The sequence below is a fragment of the Microbacterium sp. NPDC008134 genome (assembly GCF_042957055.1).
Classification (GTDB): Bacteria; Actinomycetota; Actinomycetes; order Actinomycetales; family Microbacteriaceae; genus Microbacterium.
The window spans coordinates 23,544-40,041 of sequence record NZ_JBIBHO010000004.1; the positions used below are offsets into that span (position 1 = coordinate 23,544).

Genomic DNA, 16,498 nt, shown 5'->3' on the forward strand with positions numbered 1-16,498 from the left:
CTCGAAGTCTGGCCGCCCGCGGTGAACGGGCGGTGACGCCACTCCGGACGATCGGTCGGATGCCGTGGACGAGACGTCGGGCGCGCGGCATCCGCCTGCTCCAGGCTGGAAGCATGACGATCACCTCTCCCGTGCCCACCACAGCATCCGCCCCCGCTGAACGGATGCGCTACGGCGGGCTGATCGTCGTCATGCTCATGAGCTTCCTGCTGGTGACGGCGGAGTTCCTGCCGAACGGCGTGCTCACCGAGATGGCCACCGCCCTCGGCGTGACCCCGGGCCAGGCCGGCCAGACCGTCACGGTCACCGCGCTCGTCGGATTCATCGTCGCGCCGACCATCGGGCTGGTCTTCCCGCGTCTCGACCGCCGGTCGCTGCTGGTCTGGATGGCGCTCGCCGCGGCCGTCTCGAACCTCATCGTGGCGATCGCCCCGAACCTCATCATCGTGCTGCTCGCCCGGTTCCTGCTGGGCGCGGCGATCAGCGCCTTCTGGTCGATGTCGATCACCGTGGCCGCGCGTATCGCGGGGCCCGAGCGCCTCGGCCGCGCCGTGATGTTCACCGCCGCCGGCACCTCGCTCGCGACGGTCGCCGGTGTGCCCCTCGGCGTCATGCTCGCCGAGATCGTCGACTGGCGCACGGTGTTCGCGATCGCCGGCGTCGCCACCGGACTGCTCGCGATCGCCCTGCGCGCTCTGCTGCCCTCGGTGCCCGCGGCGCAGGCGTCGAGCATCCGTCTGCTGGTCGACACGATCCGCCAGCCGGGCATCGGCCTCGGCCTCATCGGGCACGTGTTCGTCGTGCTCGGGCACTTCCTCGCCTACACCTACGTGCGGCTCGCGCTCGAGCGCATCCCCGACGCGGATGCCACGACCATCGTCGTGCTGCTCGCCCTGTTCGGCGCCGGAGGGCTCATCGGCAACCTCGTCATCGGCTTCGTGATCGACAAGACCTTCGCGTTCTTCGCCGTGCTCGCGCCGCTGGTGATCGCGGTGTCGGTCGCGTCGATGCTGCTGCTGTCGGGCTCGGTCACCGGGATCGCCGTCGTCGTGTTCGTGTGGGGCTTCTTCTTCGCCTCGTGGCTGATCGTCGTGAACACCTGGGTCGGGCATCGGATGCCGTCGCGCCTGGAGGCCGGAGGCAGCCTGGTCGTCGTTGGATTCCAGGGGGCGATCATGCTGGCGGCGGGACTCGGCGGGTTCCTCGTCGACGGTGCCGGGGTCGAGGTCGCCTACGTGATCGGTGCGGCGCTCCTGGTCGTGGGTGCCGTGCTCTTCGGCTTCTCCAACCGCGTGCGCGGCTGAACTCGCGCGGGGTGGGCCCTTCGACAGGCTCAGGGACCCAGTTCGTGTAACCGGGTCGCTGAGCCTGTCGAAGCGTCCCGCCCCGCGCGCGCCGACCTACGCGGAGACGGGGGTGCGGTGCGCGAGGCGCCACGACGACGGTGTCATGCCGGTGCGCCGGCGGAAGGCGCGGCTGAACCCCTCGTCCGAGGCGTAGCCCAGCGCGCGCGAGATGTCCGACACCGAGTCGCCGGCGTCGAGCATCCGCTTGGCCTGATCGACGCGCACCTCGGTGACGTACTCGGCAGGGGAGCGGCCGATCGCACTGCGGAACCGCTCGGCGAACACCGATCGCGACATGGCGCCGACGCTCGCGAGGCGCTCCACGGTCCAGTCGCGGCCGGGTTCGTCGTGGATCGCGTCGATCACGCGGTCGAGGAAAGGGTCGGCCGACAGGGATGGCCACCCGGCGGGCGCGCAGCCGTTCTCGGCCCACGCGCGGATCACCGAGAGGAAGACGGTGGTGGCCATGAGCTTGCAGATGACCGGGTCGGTGCGCCGCAGCGGGAACTGCGTCGGGTCGACGAGGCCCATGCTCGCCGCGAGTGTCGCGGCGGCGGGTTCGAGGGCGTCGAAACCGGTGACGGTCACGAGATCGGGCAGCAGGACGAGCAACGGGGATGCCGCATCGGCGAGCTCGATGTCGAGCACGATGAGAGTGGTATCGCCGTCGGCTTCGAGGGCGAAGGGAGAGCCGCCTCGGGTGAGGAACGCATCGCCGGCGACGAGCAGATCCCGCGGTGCGCCCAGGTCGACCGAGACTTCCTGCGAGGAGCGGTCGACGTCGAGACGGCATCCGGCCTTAAGCGGTGGATGCCCCGCCACCGCGCCCTCGGCGACGTAGACGAGCGTCATCGCCCCCGGCATCATCGGCAGCAGGTCGCCCGAGGAGATGGGGACGCGGCGGGCGAAGCCCACGCGGAGGTCGACGGTCGCGAGCACGCGCGCCAGAGCATCCGCATCCACAGTCATGCTTTCGGGAACGCTGTCGTCGCCGCCCTTATTCCGGTCATAGGAACCACCGATACCGTGGAACCACCCCCACCCGAGGAGTCCCGTGTTCCGTACGCCCGACCGCCTGTACCGAGTTCTCGCGATCGCGGAGGCGATCACCTGGACCCTCCTGATCGGGGGGATCATCGCCCGGGCGCTGGGCGCCCCCGGCGTCGTCGTCACGATCGGCGGCGGCATCCACGGGTTCGTGTTCCTCGCCTACGGGGCGACGGCACTGCTCGTGGCGATCAGCCAGCGCTGGCACCCGGGTGTCGCCGTTCTCGCCGTCGCGAGTGCCGTGGTGCCGTACGCGACCATCCCCATGGAGATCTGGCTGCACCGCTCGGGCCGACTCGAGGGAGCGTGGCGTCTCGACGCCACCGATGACCCGCGCGACCGCCGCTGGTACGACCGCCTGATGCGCTGGTTCCTGCGCCGTCCCGTCGTGCTGGTGCTGCTGCTCGCCGTCGCGATCGTCGCCCTCTACGTGATCCTTCTGCTCGCGGGTCCTCCCGGCGGCAAGTGACGACCGTCCAGACGGTCTCGCTCAGGGCGTGATGACGATCGCGTTCCGATCGGCGATCTCCGCGAGCGCAAAGGCGGGATCGCCGCTCGTGCAGTCCACGATGACGTACAGCCCGACGCCCACCGCGCTGAACGCTCGAGCCGCCATGATCCAGCTGCGGCCGGTGTCCTGGCCGACGACCTGACGGTTCTCGACGGTGTCGTTGCCGCTGATCTGGTAGCTGAACGCACCGGTCGTCGCGTTCGGCGTGATGTCACCGGGCGTTCCGCCGAGGACCGTGGCGATCATGGCATCCGAGGTCGCGCTGTCGTCATCGGCGACGAGGATGTCGTCACCGATCAGGCCCTGCCAGAAGTGGGCGGTGCAGTAGCCGTCGACCGTGGCGTAACTCCAGTTGCCCTGACCGTCGTCGGGTGATGCGATCTCCCAACCGTCGTCGGTGAGGAGCCCGTCTCCCCACTGGATGTAGGCGGTGGCAGGGAGGGAGCTGCCGTCGTCGAACGACATCGTCGTCGGGAGGTCGTCATCGGCGGAGGTGCTCGGCGACTCGTCGGGCATCGGCGCGGGCGTTGACGTGTCGTCGGACGCCGGGACGTCGGCGGGGATCTGGGCGTAGAGGCATCCGCTCAGGGGCAGGAGGGCGGCGGCCACGACGACCGCGGCGGCGAGGCGGGGCAGAGGCATCCAAGGCATATGCGGAGCCTAATCACCCGTGCGCCGTCGTGCACAGGGGGAGGAATGCCCACCTGATTTCAGTGCGCGGTTGCGATGCCGAGGCGGTCGTGCACCATCACCGCGGCGACTCGCGCTCCCGCCCCCGCGGCGACGATCAGTTGCTGCGGTCCGGGTGCCGCCGCATCGCCCGCCGCGTACAGCCCGGCGATGTCGGTGCGTCCGGAGCGGTCGGTGAGCAGATGCCCGGCGGCGTCGCGCGCCGGATCGATGCCGTCGAGGAACGGCAGCGTCGCGTCCCATTCCGGGCGGACGAATCCACCATCGACCGCGACGGACGTGCCGTCGGCGAGCCGTACGGCCTCGAGCCGCCCGCGGTCGCCGACGAGTTCGACGATCGGATGCCGCTGCACCACCACACCGGCGGCCGCGAGCTGTGCTTCCTCGACCGCGGTCACGACCGCTGACCCGTTCGTGAACACCGTGAGGCTCTCGGTCCATCGGGAGATCAATCGAGCGCGATCGGCGAGGTCGTCGGTCTCGCCGATGAGCGCGAGCGTGCGCCCCTGCAACTCCCAGGCGTCGCAGGCGGCGCAGCTGAAGAGGCTCATGCCGTAGAAGCCGCGCAGATTCGGCACGTCCGGCAGCGTCTCGCGCAGCCCCGTCGCGATCAGGACGGCCGGGGCGGATGCCGTGCCGGCGGGCTCGCGTCGTCCGATCTCGGCCGTGAACCCGGCATCCGTCCGTCGCAGCGAGGCCACCCGCACCCGGGAGCGGATCTCGACGTTCGGGTAGGCCGCGAGCTCCTCGCGGGCGATTCGGCGCAGTTCGTGCGGTGGGATGCCGTCGCGCGTGAGGAAACCGTGCGAGGCGAGCGTGGCGGCGTTACGCGGCCGGTCGGCGTCGACCACGAGCACGCGGGCGAGCGAGCGGCCGAGGTTGAGGGCGGCTGAGAGCCCAGCGGGTCCACCGCCGATGATGATCACGTCGTACTCGGTGTGGTCCACAGTATCCTCCCGAGAGTAAGGGTCACCTAACTTCAATCCTGCCATGCGGGGAATGGTCGGGCACAGCCGCCGCAAAATCAAAGTTGAGCCTTTTCATATCAAGTTTGTTTGACAGTCATCTTCCGTCGATGTACAGTTGAGCCATCGCGACTCAGGTTTTCCTGATCGCCGCAGATTTCAGACCAACCATCGTCAGCAACACAAAGGAGAACAACATGGCACGTGCTGTGGGAATCGACCTCGGTACGACGAACTCCGTCGTCAGCGTCCTCGAGGGCGGCGAGCCGAAGGTCATCGCCAACGCCGAGGGCTTCCGCACCACCCCGTCGGTGGTCGCCTTCACCAAGGACGGCGAGGTGCTCGTCGGCGAGACCGCCAAGCGCCAGGCCGTCACGAACGTCGACCGCACCATCGCGTCGGTCAAGCGTCACATCGGAACCGACTGGACCTTCGACGTCGACGGCAAGAAGTGGACGCCGCAGGAGATCTCCGCGCGCATCCTCATGAAGCTCAAGCGCGACGCCGAGTCGTACCTGGGCGACACGGTGACCGACGCGGTCATCACCGTCCCCGCGTACTTCAACGACGCCGAGCGTCAGGCCACCAAGGAGGCCGGCGAGATCTCGGGCCTCAACGTCCTGCGCATCATCAACGAGCCCACCGCCGCGGCTCTCGCTTACGGCCTCGACAAGGGCAAGGAAGACGAGCTCATCCTGGTCTTCGACCTCGGTGGCGGAACGTTCGACGTCTCCCTCCTCGAGGTGGGCAAGGACGACGACTTCTCGACCATCCAGGTGCGCGCCACCGCCGGTGACAACCGCCTCGGTGGAGACGACTGGGACCAGCGCCTCGTCGACTACCTGATCTCGCAGTTCAAGTCCACGACCGGCGTCGACGTCTCGGGCGACAAGATCGCCCTGCAGCGTCTCAAGGAGGCCGCGGAGCAGGCGAAGAAGGAGCTGTCGTCCTCGACGAGCACCTCGATCAACCTCCCGTACCTCTCGCTCACCGACTCGGGCCCCGTCTCGCTCAGCGAGACGATCACCCGTGCGAAGTTCGAGGACCTCACGAAGGACCTGCTCGACCGCACCAAGAAGCCCTTCGAGGACGTCATCCGCGAAGCCGGCATCAAGGTCGCCGACATCGACCACATCGTGCTCGTCGGTGGTTCGACGCGTATGCCCGCCGTCGCCGAGCTCGTCAAGCGCGAGACCGGCAAGGAAGCCAACAAGGGCGTGAACCCGGATGAGGTCGTCGCCGTCGGCGCCGCCCTGCAGGCCGGTGTCCTGAAGGGAGAGCGCAAGGACGTCCTCCTCATCGACGTCACCCCGCTGAGCCTCGGCATCGAGACCAAGGGCGGAATGATGACGAAGCTCATCGACCGCAACACCGCGATCCCGACGAAGCGCAGCGAGACCTTCACCACGGCAGACGACAACCAGCCGTCCGTCGCGATCCAGGTCTTCCAGGGCGAGCGCGAGTTCACCCGCGACAACAAGCCGCTCGGAACGTTCGAGCTCACCGGAATAGCTCCAGCCCCCCGCGGCATCCCGCAGGTCGAGGTGACCTTCGACATCGACGCCAACGGCATCGTGCACGTGTCCGCCAAGGACAAGGGCACCGGCAAGGAGCAGTCGATGACGATCACCGGCGGCTCGTCGCTGTCGAAGGACGACATCGAGCGCATGGTGCGCGAGGCCGAGGAGAACGCCGCCGAGGACAAGAAGCGCCGTGAGGCCGCCGAGGTCCGCAACCAGGCCGAGACCCTCGCGTACTCGATCGACAAGCTGATCAAGGACAACGAGGACAAGCTCCCCGCCGACGTCAAGGAGTCGGTCCAGGCCGACGTCGACGCCCTCAAGACGGCTCTGGCCGGCGAGGACGACGACGCCGTGAAGACCGCGTTCGACAAGCTCAACGAGTCGCAGACGAAGCTGGGCGAGGCGATCTACGCGCAGTCGCAGGCGGATGCCGCGGCCGGTGCCGCTCCCGAGGGCGACGCTCCTCAGGGCGAAGCATCCTCCGACGAGGATGTCATCGACGCCGAGGTCGTCGACGACGAGGACGAGAAGAAGTAATCATGGTGGACAAGAACTTCGACGACAACGCCGGGGTTCCGGAAGAGGGGTCGGCCGCGAATGCGGCCGGCCCCCAGCCGCAGAACCCGGACTCCACCGAGGCCGCAGCGGCCGAAGGATCGGACGAGACGCCGGTCGACGCGATGGATTCGGTTCCTGAGCCTGTCGAAGGGCTGACGGTCGACGACATCCTCGGCGCGACGCAGACCGGCGAGGCTGCGGCGGAGGATGCCGTGCTCGCCGACCTCGAGTCGACGCTGCTCAACGACCTCAAGCGCCTGCAGGCCGAGTACGCGAACTACCGTCGCCGTACCGAGGAGCAGCGCCAGGTCGAGATCGAGCGCGCGAAGGGCGAGGCCGTCAAGGGCCTGATCCCGGTGCTCGACGACCTCGATCGTGCCAGCCAGCACGGCGACCTCGTCGAGGGCACCCCCTTCGCCGTGATCGCCGAGAAGGTGCGTGCGGTGGTGGAGCGCCTCGGCGTCGTCTCATACGGCGCGGCGGGCGAGGAATTCGACCCGCAGCGGCACGAGGCCATCTTCCAGCAGCCGACGCCCGGCGCGACGGCGACCACGATCCTCGAGGTCGTCGAGGTGGGCTACCGCCTCGGAGACGTCGAACTGCGTCCCGCGAAGGTCGTCGTCGCCGCTCCGGCCGAGTAGGCAGGTGATCGATGGCTAGCCAGGATTGGTTCGACAAGGACTTCTACAAGACCCTCGGGGTCTCGAAGGACGTCAGCGAGGCCGACCTCAAGAAGGCCTACCGCAAGCTGGCCCGGAAGTACCACCCGGACTCCAACCAGGGTGACGCCAAGGCCGAGGCGACCTTCAAGGAGATCAGCGAGGCGTACTCGGTGCTCTCCGATGCCGAGCAGCGCAAGGAGTACGACGAGATCCGCGCCATGGGCTCGGGCGCCCGCTTCACAGCGGGTGGCTCGGGCGCCGGCGGGTTCGAAGACGTCTTCAGCCGCTTCGGTCAGGGGAATCGCGGACAGTCCGCCGACTTCGAGGACATCTTCGCGATGTTCAACCAGGGTCAGAGCGGCGGAGGCTTCGGCAACGGGCGATTCGGGCAGACGAGCGGCGGGTTCCGCGGCTTCGGTGGTCCGCAGCGCGGCGCCGATGTCACGGCCCGCACGACCCTCGATTTCGCCACCGCCGTGCAGGGGGAGACGATCTCGCTGCAGGGCGACGACGGTAAGCCGTTCAAGGTGAAGATCCCGGCCGGGGTCGCCGACGGGCAGAAGATCCGTCTGCGCGGTCGCGGCCGGCCTTCGCCGGACGGCGGGGAGAGCGGCGACATCGTGGTGCAGATCACGGTGCGCCCGCACCCCGTCTTCACCCGCGACGGCCTCAACCTGCGTCTCGTGGTTCCAGTGACCTTCACCGAGGCCACGCTGGGCGCGACCATCGAGGTCCCCACGCTGGGCGGCGACATCGTCAAGCTGCGCGTCGCCCCCGGCACTCCCTCCGGGCGGGTACTGCGGGTCAAGGGCCGTGGCGTCACGACCAGTAAGGGCACCGGCGATCTACTCGCCGAGCTCCAGGTGGCCGTGCCGACGCACCTCGACGATGCGGCGCGCGAGGCGCTCGAGAAGTTCCAGGCGCTGGAGCCCACCGAGAACCCCCGCGCCGAACTCATGGCGAAGGCACGGCGATGATGAGCATCCGCTCTGCGCACGCGAAGACGGAGGTGTCGGATGGATGCTGACACCCCCGTCTTCGCGATCGCGGTCGCGGCCGAGCTCGCGGGCATGCACCCGCAGACCCTGCGCCAGTACGACCGCATCGGCCTGGTCACCCCCGGCCGCACGCGTGGCGGCTCGCGCCGCTATTCGCACCGCAACATTGAGCAGCTCCGCGAGGTGGCGCAGCTGTCGTCGGAGGGCGTGAGCCTGCCGGCGATCGCCCGCCTCCTCGACCTCGAGGACGAGAATCGGATGCTGCGCCGCCGCGTCGCCGAGCTCGAGGCGTCTCTGCGCTCCGAGCGCGAGAACCGCCCCGGCGTGCGCGTGTTCGCCGCCGGTTCCGCCGGCGTCGTGCCGATGCCCTCGGGCCGCCGCATCCGCCGATCCACCGAAGTGGTTCTCTGGAACCCGCGCGACAACCGCAGCTGAGGTTCCTCGGGGCGGGACCCATCGACAGGCTCAGGGACCCAGTTCCTCGGAACTGCTTCGGCTCGCTGACTCACCGCGCTGGGTCGCTGAGCCTGTCGAAGCGTCGCAGGGCACCTGCCGCATGCACCTGTGTATCCTGTCAACTGTTAACAGGAGGTCGGAGTGACACAGATCGTCAAGCGGGCGGAGTCGCTCGGGGCCCAGGTCGCCCGGGTACTGCGGCAGAGAATCGTGCGCGGGGATCTCGCGCCCGGCACCCGCATCACCGAAGAGGCGCTCGCCGAGGAGTTCGACGTGAGCCGCGGTCCGATCCGCGACGCCCTCACCCAGCTCAGCTTCGAGAACCTCGTCGAGGTGCAGCGCCCGCGCGGCGTGTACATCGTGGGTCTCACGAAAGACGACGTCGACCAGCTCTACAGTCTGCGCGGCGCGCTCGAACAGCTCGCCCTCTCGCGGGCGATGCGGGTCGACGACGCCTCCCGCTGGGCGCCCATGGCGGCGGCCGTCGGGCGCATGGGCGCTGCCGCGGACGCCGGTGATCACGCGGCTTTCGTGACCGCCGACCTCGACTTCCACTCCCAGATCTACGCGCTCGCCGACCACCCGCGGCTCGAGGGGGCGTGGAGCCAGTACCTCCCGACCTTCGCCGCACTGCTCGAGGTCACGATCAACCACGACGAAGATCTGCATGAGTCCTCGGGCGATCACTTCACGCTCATGGACGTCATGCGCACCGGAACGCCGGACGAGGCATCCGCTGTCCTGGCCGCCCACCTCGACGGCGCCCGCGACCGCATGCTCGCCGAGATCCAGACCCGCGACTGACCTCACCTCCTCACCCCCGGCTTTCGAATCGCTCACTTTGCGCTTTCCGGCCGTCGAAACGACAAGGTGAGCGATTCGAAAGCCTGCCGGGTCGGGGCGGGTACAGGCCGGCGAGGAAGGCGGATGCCGGCGCGCAGTGTTGACTGTTAACAGTCAACACTGTTAGCCTCGCGATGTCGACAACACGGTCGACCCACGTAGAGGAGCAAAGATGCCCCGCAAGCGCATCACCCGGGCGGCCGCCGCACTCGCCGCCCTCGCAGCCACCGCTCTCGTCGTCTCGGCCTGCACCAAGGTCGAAGAGGGCGAAGATGCCGCGTCGGCATTCCCCGAGAACGACATCCGCCTGATCATCCAGGCCAACCCGGGCGGCGGATCCGACCTGTCGTCGCGCGCCCTCGCGACCGAGCTCGAGAAGATCCTCGGCGTCAGCGTCATCCCCGAGAACATGCCCGGTGCCGCCGGCGCTCTCGCGATGGAGTACGTCGGTTCGCAGGACGCCGACGGCTACGTGATCGGCTTCGCCCCGGTCGAGATCGCGATGCTCAACACCACGCAGGGCGCGAACGTGCTCCCCGAGGACTTCGACCTGCTCGGCCAGATCATGCTCGCCCCCGGCGTCATCACGGTCGGCGCGAACAGCGGCATCGAGACCCTCGAAGACCTCGTCGCCCAGGCGAAGTCCGGTCCGGTCACCGTCGCCAACTCCGGCGCCGGCTCGATCTGGGAGGCCGCGACGATCGGCCTCGGCACGGCGACCGACGCCGACTTCACCCCGGTTCCCTACGACGGCGGCGCGACCGCCGTCGCCGCCGCGGCATCCGGCGAGACCGTCGCGGCTGTCTCGGGTCTCGGCGAGGCGCTCGCGCAGGGCGAGTCCGTGCGCATCCTCGCCGTCATGAACGACGAGCGTCACCCCGACGCCGAAGACGTCGAGACGGTCGAAGAGGCCATCGGCGACGACGTCGTGTTCGGTGGCTGGGGCGGCATCTACGCGCCGAAGGGTCTGCCCGACGACGTGAAGTCGACGCTCGAGGCCGCGGTCAAGGAGGCCGTCGAGTCCGACAGCTACCAGAAGTTCCAGGCGGATGCCGGCAACCTCGTCGTGTACCGCGACTCGGCCGAGTGGACGACGTTCGTCGACGACCAGTTCACGCTGTTCCAGGACCTCCTGGGCTGAGAGCACTCCTGCGGGGCCGGCGTCCGTCGGCCCCGCAGCGCACCCCTCCAACGAAGGAGAACCCCATGTCGACTCCCGACATCGCCGCTGAGTCGGCCGCGACCGACGAGTACGAGGGAGCCCCCGCGTCGCGCGGCCTCGAGATCGCGTTCGGCGTCGTGGCCCTCGCCTTCACCGCGGGCTACGTCTTCCTCGCCACGCAGATCCCACTGCGCCGCGAGGCCGCCCCCGGCCAGATCGACGCCCGCTTCTGGCCCATGGTCATCGGCGTCACCGGCGTGGTCATCGCGATCGCGATCCTCGCCATCGCCCTCACCCGACCGGCGCCCACCCGCGAAGACCTCGAGCGCATCCAGCCCGGCGGCTACCTGCGCGTCATCGCCACCCTCGCGATCACCGGAGCCTTCATCGCCCTCTGGTCGCTCGGCACCGTCATCCTGTTCGGCTACCGCATCGAGGTGTTCCCGGTCGCGGCCGCCCTGCTGATGGCCGCCCTCATGCTCCTCTACGGCCACCGTCGGTGGCTGAGCCTCGTCATCTACTCCGCCTCCGTCACGGCGTTCGTCTACGTCGTGTTCGGGATGCTCCTGAGGATTCCCCTGTGAACGCGCTCATGGAGGGGCTGAACTCGCTCCTCGACATCTCGATCCTGCTCTACATGGGCGTCGGCCTCGTGCTCGGCTTCATGGTCGGAGCATTCCCCGGCATCACCGCGACCATGGCCGTCGCCCTCGCCGCCGGCTTCACGATGACCCTCGAGCCCGTGCAGGGCCTTGCGGTGCTGCTGACGATCTATGTCGCCGCCAACTTCGGCGACCGCGTGCCGTCGATCCTCATCAACACCCCGGGTACCCCGGCATCCATCGCCACCACCCTCGACGGGTATCCGATGGCGAAGCAGGGCAGGGCCGGACTCGCGCTCACGATCTCGGCGATCGTCTCGGCCGTCGGCATCCTCGCCTCGCTCGTGCTGTTCTCGGTCGCGGCCGTGCCGATCGCCAGCTTCGCCCGCGACTACTTCAAGTCGCCCGAGCTGTTCGCGCTCGTCGTCTTCGGCATCTCGATCATGATCGGCATCTCGTCGAAGTCGATGCTCAAGGGCATCCTCGCCGGACTCTTCGGACTCATGCTCGGCAGCGTCGGCACCTACGCCGCGACCGCCGACCAGCGCTTCACCTTCGGCATTCTCGAGCTCGTCGAGGGCGTCAACTTCATCGCCGTGATCATCGGCCTCTTCGGTATCGCCGAGCTGTTCGACCAACTGCTCACGTACAAGAAGTCGAACGTGCGCCCCATCTCGAGCCTCGGCCGCTGGTGGCCGAACCGCAAGGAGCTGAAGCAGTCCGGCCGCGCCACCGCTGTCGGCGGGGCCGTCGGCCTCGGCGTCGGACTCATCCCGGCCGCCGGTGGCGACATCGCGGGCCTCATCGGATGGGAGCGCGCGCGCAAGGTGTCGAAGCATCCCGAGATGTTCGGCAAGGGGTCGATCGAGGGCGTCGCGGCATCCGACACCGCCTCCAGCGCTACGCTCGGCGGATCGCTCACCACCACGATGGCGCTCGGCATCCCCGGCGACTCCGTCATGGCGGTCATGATCGGTTCGATGATCATCTGGGGCATCACCCCCGGCCCGACGCTGTTCACCAACCGCCCCGATCTCGTCGTCTCGATCGTCGGCATCATGCTTGTGGCGACCCTCCTCTCGCTCGCGCTCAGCCTCGTGCGCATGAAGGGCATGGTGAAGCTACTCGACGTGCCGCAACCGTACCTGTGGAGCGGCATCCTGATCTTCTGCATCATCGGCACCTACGCGACCTCGAACAGCCTCTCGACCGTCGTCACGATGCTCGTCTTCGGAGTGATCGGCGTGCTGCTCAAGCGCATGCAGGTGCCGGCCGGCCCCGTCGTTCTCGGCCTGCTGCTCGGTCCGCTCGCCGAGGAGAACCTCGCCCGCACCCTGGCGATCCTCCCGACCCGCCCGTTCTTCGAGGTCGTCAGCCCGATCGCGATCGTGCTGCTCGCCCTCGCCGTGCTCTCGATCGTGATGCCCGCGATCCGCGCCGCCCGCAAGCCGCGCGGCGAGCGGAAGTCGCTGGAGGACTCGATCCTCGACGACGAAAGCGTCGAGCAGATCGAGAAGGCGCACGACGAACTCGCCGCGAACCCCGACCTGCTCACGTCGACCGTGCGCAACGTCGACACATCCCCCCGCGCGCTCCGCAAGGCGCGCAAGAACTCCAAGGAGAACGAGAAGTGACCCGCTACGACATCCTGACCGCCGTCCCCACCGCGTTCCACCGCGACGGCAGCCTCGACCTGGAGGGGTCGCGCGCGATCTTCCGCTTCGTCGGGCAGTCGGGCAACGAGGGCGCGTTCATCCTCGGCACGACGGGGGAGTTCCCCGCGGTCGACGTCGAAGAGTTCCGCGCGCTGGTCGGCGCGGCGATCTCCGAGCTCGCCGACACCATGCGCGTGATCGTGCACGTCGGCCAGCCCAGCACCTTCGAGGCGGTGCGCCTGGTCGAGATCGCCCGCGGGCTCGGAGCGACCGAGTTCGCCGCCCTCACGCCGTACTACCTGAAGTCGACCGACGACGCGATCTTCGACTACTTCCAGGCGGTGTCGGATGCCGTCGGCGACGGGCGCCTGTACGTGTACATCTACCCGGCGCGCAGTGGCAACCCCGTCTCGCCCGAGTTGCTTGTGCGCCTCGCGGCGCTGCCGAACATCGTGGGGGCGAAGCTCAGTGAGCTGACGCTCGAGCAGATCGCGGCCTACCGCGCCGTCGTGCCCGCCGACTTCGACCTCTACACCGGAGCCGACCGCGACCTGATCGCCGCCGTCGGCGCGGGTGCGCAGGGTGTGGTCTCGGGTGTCTCGTCGGTGACGCCGAAGCCCTTCCGCGCGCTGGCGGATGCCGGGCGCTCGGGGGATGCCGCAGCGATCGCCGCCGCGCAGACCGCGGTCGACGACGTGGTGTCGCTGATCGGCGGCGACATGGCGCGCATGAAGGAGGCGTACCGCGTGCTGAACGTGGTCGACGCCTACTGCCGCATGGCGATCGCGGAGCCCACGGATGCCGAGCGCACCGCCGTCGCCGAGGTCGTCGCCGCGCACCGCTGAGGTTCCTCGGGGAGGGACGCTTCGACAAGCTCAGCGACCCAGTCTCGAGCTCAGCGACCCAGTCTCGTGCTCAGCGACCCAAACTCGGTTCTGGGTCCCTGAGCCTGTCGAAGGGCCCCGCCCCGTGCTCGGCGCCCCAGTCTCCACGGGGCCCCGCCCACAGGAAACCGAAAGGTGGCCTTCCTAGCGTCGAAGGCGGGTTCCCCCGCCCGCTCCGCGCCTGGCGCGCGGTGTCCTGCCACGAAGGAAGGCTCCCTCATGACGAACACCACCGCCCACAACTCCGCCGCCACGGCCTGGGGACTCCTCGTCCTCCGCGTCGTCGTCGGCGGCATCTTCTTCGCTCACGGCGCGCAGAAGATCTTCGAATACACGCTCGCCGGCACCACCCAGAGCTTCGCCGGGATGGGCGTGCCGCTGCCCGAGGTCGCGGCTCCGTTCGTCGCCTTCCTCGAACTGATCGGCGGGGCGATGCTCGTGCTCGGTCTCTTCACGCGCCTCGCCGGCGTGCTGCTCGCGATCGACATGGTCGTGGCGCTCGTGCTGGTGCACCTGCCCGCCGGGTTCTGGGTCGGTGAGGGCGGATACGAGTTCGTCGCCCTGCTCGGTGCTTCCGCGCTGGCGATCGCCTTCACGGGCGCCGGGCGCTTCTCGGTCGACCGCGGCGTGCTCCGCGGGCGCGCCCCGGCCTGGCTCGCCTGAGTCCGGATCGCAGAACGACGGATGCCACGGGGCTCAGCCCCGCGGCATCCGTCGTTCTGCATTCCCCGCGGACGGTTAGCCGGCCGCGACGTACACCCACGCCGTGACGCCGGAGGCGAGCGAGACCTCACGGCGCGCGTAGTCGGCGACCTCGTAGGCGTCGGTCGCGGCGAGTTCGGCGTCGTCGAGTTCGAGGAACGCGCCGGCGACGGCATCCGTCGGCGCGCCGGGGTGGAGGATCGGATGCCGGTCGGATCCGCTCGTGGCGATGACCGCGGCATCCGTGATCGTGACCCAGTCGAACCGGAATCCCGGGAGCGAATCGTCGGTCGTCACGACCTCGCGTCCGTACAGCGCGCGCTGTACGCCCGGCTGCCGAAGGGTTCCGTAGGAGAAGACGCGGCGCATCGTCTCAGCGTATCGAGCGATTCGAATCGCTCACTTCGTCGTTCGCGCACCTCGGAAACCGAAAAGCAAGCGATTCGAAAGCTAATGCGGTTGCGTAACCATTTTACGCTTGACATCACGAAGACTACGAAGTTATCTTTGTGAAACCGATTTCACGCACCCGGGCGAGAAGTCGGCTGCACCGTCGCAGAGAACTTGCTGGCCAAAGGAGTGAACAGTGAAGTCGAACCCCGTACACCCGTCCCACCGCGCGCGTGCGCTGCGGATCACCGGCCTCGTCGCCGTCGGCGCGATCGCCCTCGCGGGCTGCGCGTCGAGCGGAGAGAGCGATGCCGGAAGCGCCGGAGGAGAGCTGACGTTCTCGAACTGGCAGTTCCTCGAAGACGGCAAAGGCCCCATCATCTGGGACGCCGTCAAGGGATACACCGGACCGAACGACGACATCGAGCTCACCAAGGTCGAGATCCCGTTCGCGAACTACGCCGACAAGCTGAGCACCGAGCTCGGCGCCGGCGGCGGCCCCGACGTCATGGTGCTGCAGGACAGCCAGTTCGCCTCGCTGGTGGATGCCGGCGTGCTCGAGCCCCTCGACGACATCGCCGACGAGCTCGGCGACGACCTCAACAACACGAACGAGGCGGGCGTCTTCGACGGCGGGCAGTACGGCTTCAACTGGGAGCGCCCGACGTACAGCACCGTCATCTACAACAAGGACATCTTCGCGGAGCTGGGCCTCGAGGCCCCGACCACGTTCGAGGAGTTCCTCACCACCGCGCAGACGATCAAGGACGAGCTGGGCATCGCCGGTTGGGCGGGCCGTCACCAGACCGCCGAGATCGACGGCTGGACGCTCGAGATGGCCAACTGGATCTACGGATTCGGCGGCGAGCTCAGCGACGGCGAGAAGCTCACGATCGACAAGGCCGAGAACATCGAGGCCGTCGAGGCGTTCCTCGAGACCTTCGCCTCGGGCGTCGCACCCATCGGCGACGACGCGTCGACGTTCCGCGCGAAGTTCGGCCAGGGCCAGGTCGGGATGCTGTTCGAGAACTCGGGCGTCGCAACGACGATCACGAGCAACCCCGACAACGCCGTGAACGGGCAGAACATGGGCGCCGCCCCGCTGCCGCTCGCGAACCCCGGCTCGAACTCGCAGCTGATCATCGCCGTCAACGCGAACAGCGACAACAAGGAGGCCGCGAAGGACTTCGTGCGCTGGGTGCTCGGCGAAGAGGGTCAGACCGCGATCCGCGCCGGCCTCGGAGCCTCCGCCATGGCGACCGACGTCGAGCCCGACGCCGCCTTCCTCGAGGAGAACCCCTGGGCCACCCAGTTCCTCGAGGCCGCCAAGACCTCGAAGTCGACCCTCGTCGAAGGCTTCGAGACCGAGAGCAAGGTCATCTGGCGCGAGGTGCTCACCGCGGTCGAAGACCTCCGGGTCAACGGCGGCGACGTGAAGGCCAAGCTCGCCGAGGTGCAGGAAGCCCTCGAGGCCGAACTCGGCTGAGCATCCCGGGGAGCGGGC

17 protein-coding genes are annotated in these 16,498 nt (G+C 68.7%); 13 read left to right on the forward strand and 4 right to left on the reverse strand.

Going from position 1 to position 16,498, the window contains the following annotated elements; genetic code table 11:
* Positions 1-113 precede the first annotated feature (113 nt).
* A complete protein-coding gene (locus tag ACFY9N_RS15570) occupies positions 114-1,304 on the forward strand; it encodes an MFS transporter (protein ID WP_391479723.1) in 1,191 nt (396 codons plus the stop codon).
* 96 nt (positions 1,305-1,400) lie between these two features.
* On the opposite strand, the gene ACFY9N_RS15575 is transcribed toward ACFY9N_RS15570, so the two are convergent.
* A complete protein-coding gene (locus tag ACFY9N_RS15575) occupies positions 1,401-2,315 on the reverse strand; it encodes a helix-turn-helix domain-containing protein (protein ID WP_391479724.1) in 915 nt (304 codons plus the stop codon).
* Positions 2,316-2,400: 85 nt separating this feature from the next.
* Between ACFY9N_RS15575 and ACFY9N_RS15580 the strand changes: the two genes are divergently transcribed.
* The gene (locus ACFY9N_RS15580; protein ID WP_391479725.1) at positions 2,401-2,862 is read left to right on the forward strand and encodes a DUF3817 domain-containing protein; all 462 of its coding nucleotides are present in this window, start codon (positions 2,401-2,403) and stop codon (positions 2,860-2,862) included.
* Between the two features lie 21 nt (positions 2,863-2,883).
* Here ACFY9N_RS15580 and ACFY9N_RS15585 read toward each other — a convergent pair whose 3' ends face one another.
* Together ACFY9N_RS15585 and ACFY9N_RS15590 are read right to left on the reverse strand one after the other, a co-directional pair.
* Positions 2,884-3,555: a hypothetical protein gene (locus ACFY9N_RS15585; RefSeq protein ID WP_391479727.1), complete on the reverse strand. Its 672-nt coding sequence runs from the start codon at positions 3,553-3,555 to the stop codon at positions 2,884-2,886.
* Positions 3,556-3,614: 59 nt separating this feature from the next.
* Positions 3,615-4,586, reverse strand: coding sequence for an NAD(P)/FAD-dependent oxidoreductase (locus ACFY9N_RS15590; RefSeq protein ID WP_391479728.1), 972 nt, complete (start codon positions 4,584-4,586; stop codon positions 3,615-3,617).
* Between the two features lie 170 nt (positions 4,587-4,756).
* On the opposite strand from ACFY9N_RS15590, the gene dnaK reads away from it, so the two are divergent.
* The 10 genes from dnaK (at position 4,757) to ACFY9N_RS15640 (ending at position 14,565) form a co-directional block, all read left to right on the forward strand.
* Positions 4,757-6,619, forward strand: coding sequence for a molecular chaperone DnaK (dnaK, locus tag ACFY9N_RS15595; RefSeq protein WP_391479729.1), 1,863 nt, complete (start codon positions 4,757-4,759; stop codon positions 6,617-6,619).
* Between the two features lie 2 nt (positions 6,620-6,621).
* Positions 6,622-7,281 (forward strand): nucleotide exchange factor GrpE, encoded by a 660-nt coding sequence (locus tag ACFY9N_RS15600; RefSeq protein ID WP_391479731.1) that lies wholly within the window; start codon positions 6,622-6,624, stop codon positions 7,279-7,281.
* A gap of 11 nt (positions 7,282-7,292) precedes the next feature.
* Positions 7,293-8,279 (forward strand): DnaJ C-terminal domain-containing protein, encoded by a 987-nt coding sequence (locus tag ACFY9N_RS15605; protein ID WP_391479733.1) that lies wholly within the window; start codon positions 7,293-7,295, stop codon positions 8,277-8,279.
* A gap of 39 nt (positions 8,280-8,318) precedes the next feature.
* On the forward strand, positions 8,319-8,735 hold the full coding sequence (locus tag ACFY9N_RS15610; RefSeq protein ID WP_391479735.1) for a heat shock protein transcriptional repressor HspR: 417 nt from the start codon (positions 8,319-8,321) through the stop codon (positions 8,733-8,735).
* 162 nt (positions 8,736-8,897) lie between these two features.
* On the forward strand, positions 8,898-9,560 hold the full coding sequence (locus tag ACFY9N_RS15615) for a GntR family transcriptional regulator (RefSeq protein WP_391479737.1): 663 nt from the start codon (positions 8,898-8,900) through the stop codon (positions 9,558-9,560).
* 211 nt (positions 9,561-9,771) lie between these two features.
* On the forward strand, positions 9,772-10,740 hold the full coding sequence (locus tag ACFY9N_RS15620; protein ID WP_391479739.1) for a tripartite tricarboxylate transporter substrate binding protein: 969 nt from the start codon (positions 9,772-9,774) through the stop codon (positions 10,738-10,740).
* Positions 10,741-10,805: 65 nt separating this feature from the next.
* Positions 10,806-11,345, forward strand: a complete 540-nt coding sequence (locus ACFY9N_RS15625; protein ID WP_391479740.1) for a tripartite tricarboxylate transporter TctB family protein — start codon at positions 10,806-10,808, stop codon at positions 11,343-11,345.
* On the forward strand, positions 11,342-12,997 hold the full coding sequence (locus tag ACFY9N_RS15630; RefSeq protein WP_391479741.1) for a tripartite tricarboxylate transporter permease: 1,656 nt from the start codon (positions 11,342-11,344) through the stop codon (positions 12,995-12,997). The genes ACFY9N_RS15625 and ACFY9N_RS15630 overlap by 4 nt, the downstream gene beginning before the upstream one ends.
* Positions 12,994-13,863: a dihydrodipicolinate synthase family protein gene (locus ACFY9N_RS15635; protein WP_391479743.1), complete on the forward strand. Its 870-nt coding sequence runs from the start codon at positions 12,994-12,996 to the stop codon at positions 13,861-13,863. Before ACFY9N_RS15630 ends, ACFY9N_RS15635 begins: the two co-directional genes overlap by 4 nt.
* Before the next feature lie 258 nt (positions 13,864-14,121).
* Complete coding sequence (locus tag ACFY9N_RS15640; protein WP_391479745.1) at positions 14,122-14,565, forward strand: DoxX family protein; 444 nt, start codon at positions 14,122-14,124, stop codon at positions 14,563-14,565.
* Positions 14,566-14,640: 75 nt separating this feature from the next.
* Here ACFY9N_RS15640 and ACFY9N_RS15645 read toward each other — a convergent pair whose 3' ends face one another.
* Positions 14,641-14,973: a gamma-glutamylcyclotransferase family protein gene (locus tag ACFY9N_RS15645; RefSeq protein WP_391479746.1), complete on the reverse strand. Its 333-nt coding sequence runs from the start codon at positions 14,971-14,973 to the stop codon at positions 14,641-14,643.
* Between the two features lie 217 nt (positions 14,974-15,190).
* Here ACFY9N_RS15645 and ACFY9N_RS15650 point away from each other — a divergent pair, with 217 nt between their 5' ends.
* Positions 15,191-16,480, forward strand: a complete 1,290-nt coding sequence (locus ACFY9N_RS15650) for an ABC transporter substrate-binding protein (RefSeq protein ID WP_391479747.1) — start codon at positions 15,191-15,193, stop codon at positions 16,478-16,480.
* The last annotated feature ends 18 nt before the right edge of the window (positions 16,481-16,498 follow it).

Excerpts from the sequence above, each read along its gene's own strand:
- ACFY9N_RS15610 (WP_391479735.1), top strand. The coding sequence starts at position 8,319 with ATGGATGCTGACACCCCCGTCTTCGCGATCGCGGTCGCGGCCGAGCTC.
- ACFY9N_RS15600 (WP_391479731.1), top strand. The coding sequence starts at position 6,622 with ATGGTGGACAAGAACTTCGACGACAACGCCGGGGTTCCGGAAGAGGGG.
- ACFY9N_RS15605 (WP_391479733.1), top strand. The coding sequence starts at position 7,293 with ATGGCTAGCCAGGATTGGTTCGACAAGGACTTCTACAAGACCCTCGGG.
- ACFY9N_RS15585 (WP_391479727.1), bottom strand. The coding sequence starts at position 3,555 with ATGCCTTGGATGCCTCTGCCCCGCCTCGCCGCCGCGGTCGTCGTGGCC.
- ACFY9N_RS15640 (WP_391479745.1), top strand. The coding sequence starts at position 14,122 with ATGACGAACACCACCGCCCACAACTCCGCCGCCACGGCCTGGGGACTC.
- ACFY9N_RS15625 (WP_391479740.1), top strand. The coding sequence starts at position 10,806 with ATGTCGACTCCCGACATCGCCGCTGAGTCGGCCGCGACCGACGAGTAC.
- dnaK (WP_391479729.1), top strand. The coding sequence starts at position 4,757 with ATGGCACGTGCTGTGGGAATCGACCTCGGTACGACGAACTCCGTCGTC.
- ACFY9N_RS15645 (WP_391479746.1), bottom strand. The coding sequence starts at position 14,973 with ATGCGCCGCGTCTTCTCCTACGGAACCCTTCGGCAGCCGGGCGTACAG.
- ACFY9N_RS15575 (WP_391479724.1), bottom strand. The coding sequence starts at position 2,315 with ATGACTGTGGATGCGGATGCTCTGGCGCGCGTGCTCGCGACCGTCGAC.
- ACFY9N_RS15570 (WP_391479723.1), top strand. The coding sequence starts at position 114 with ATGACGATCACCTCTCCCGTGCCCACCACAGCATCCGCCCCCGCTGAA.
- ACFY9N_RS15620 (WP_391479739.1), top strand. The coding sequence starts at position 9,772 with ATGCCCCGCAAGCGCATCACCCGGGCGGCCGCCGCACTCGCCGCCCTC.
- ACFY9N_RS15590 (WP_391479728.1), bottom strand. The coding sequence starts at position 4,586 with ATGGCAGGATTGAAGTTAGGTGACCCTTACTCTCGGGAGGATACTGTG.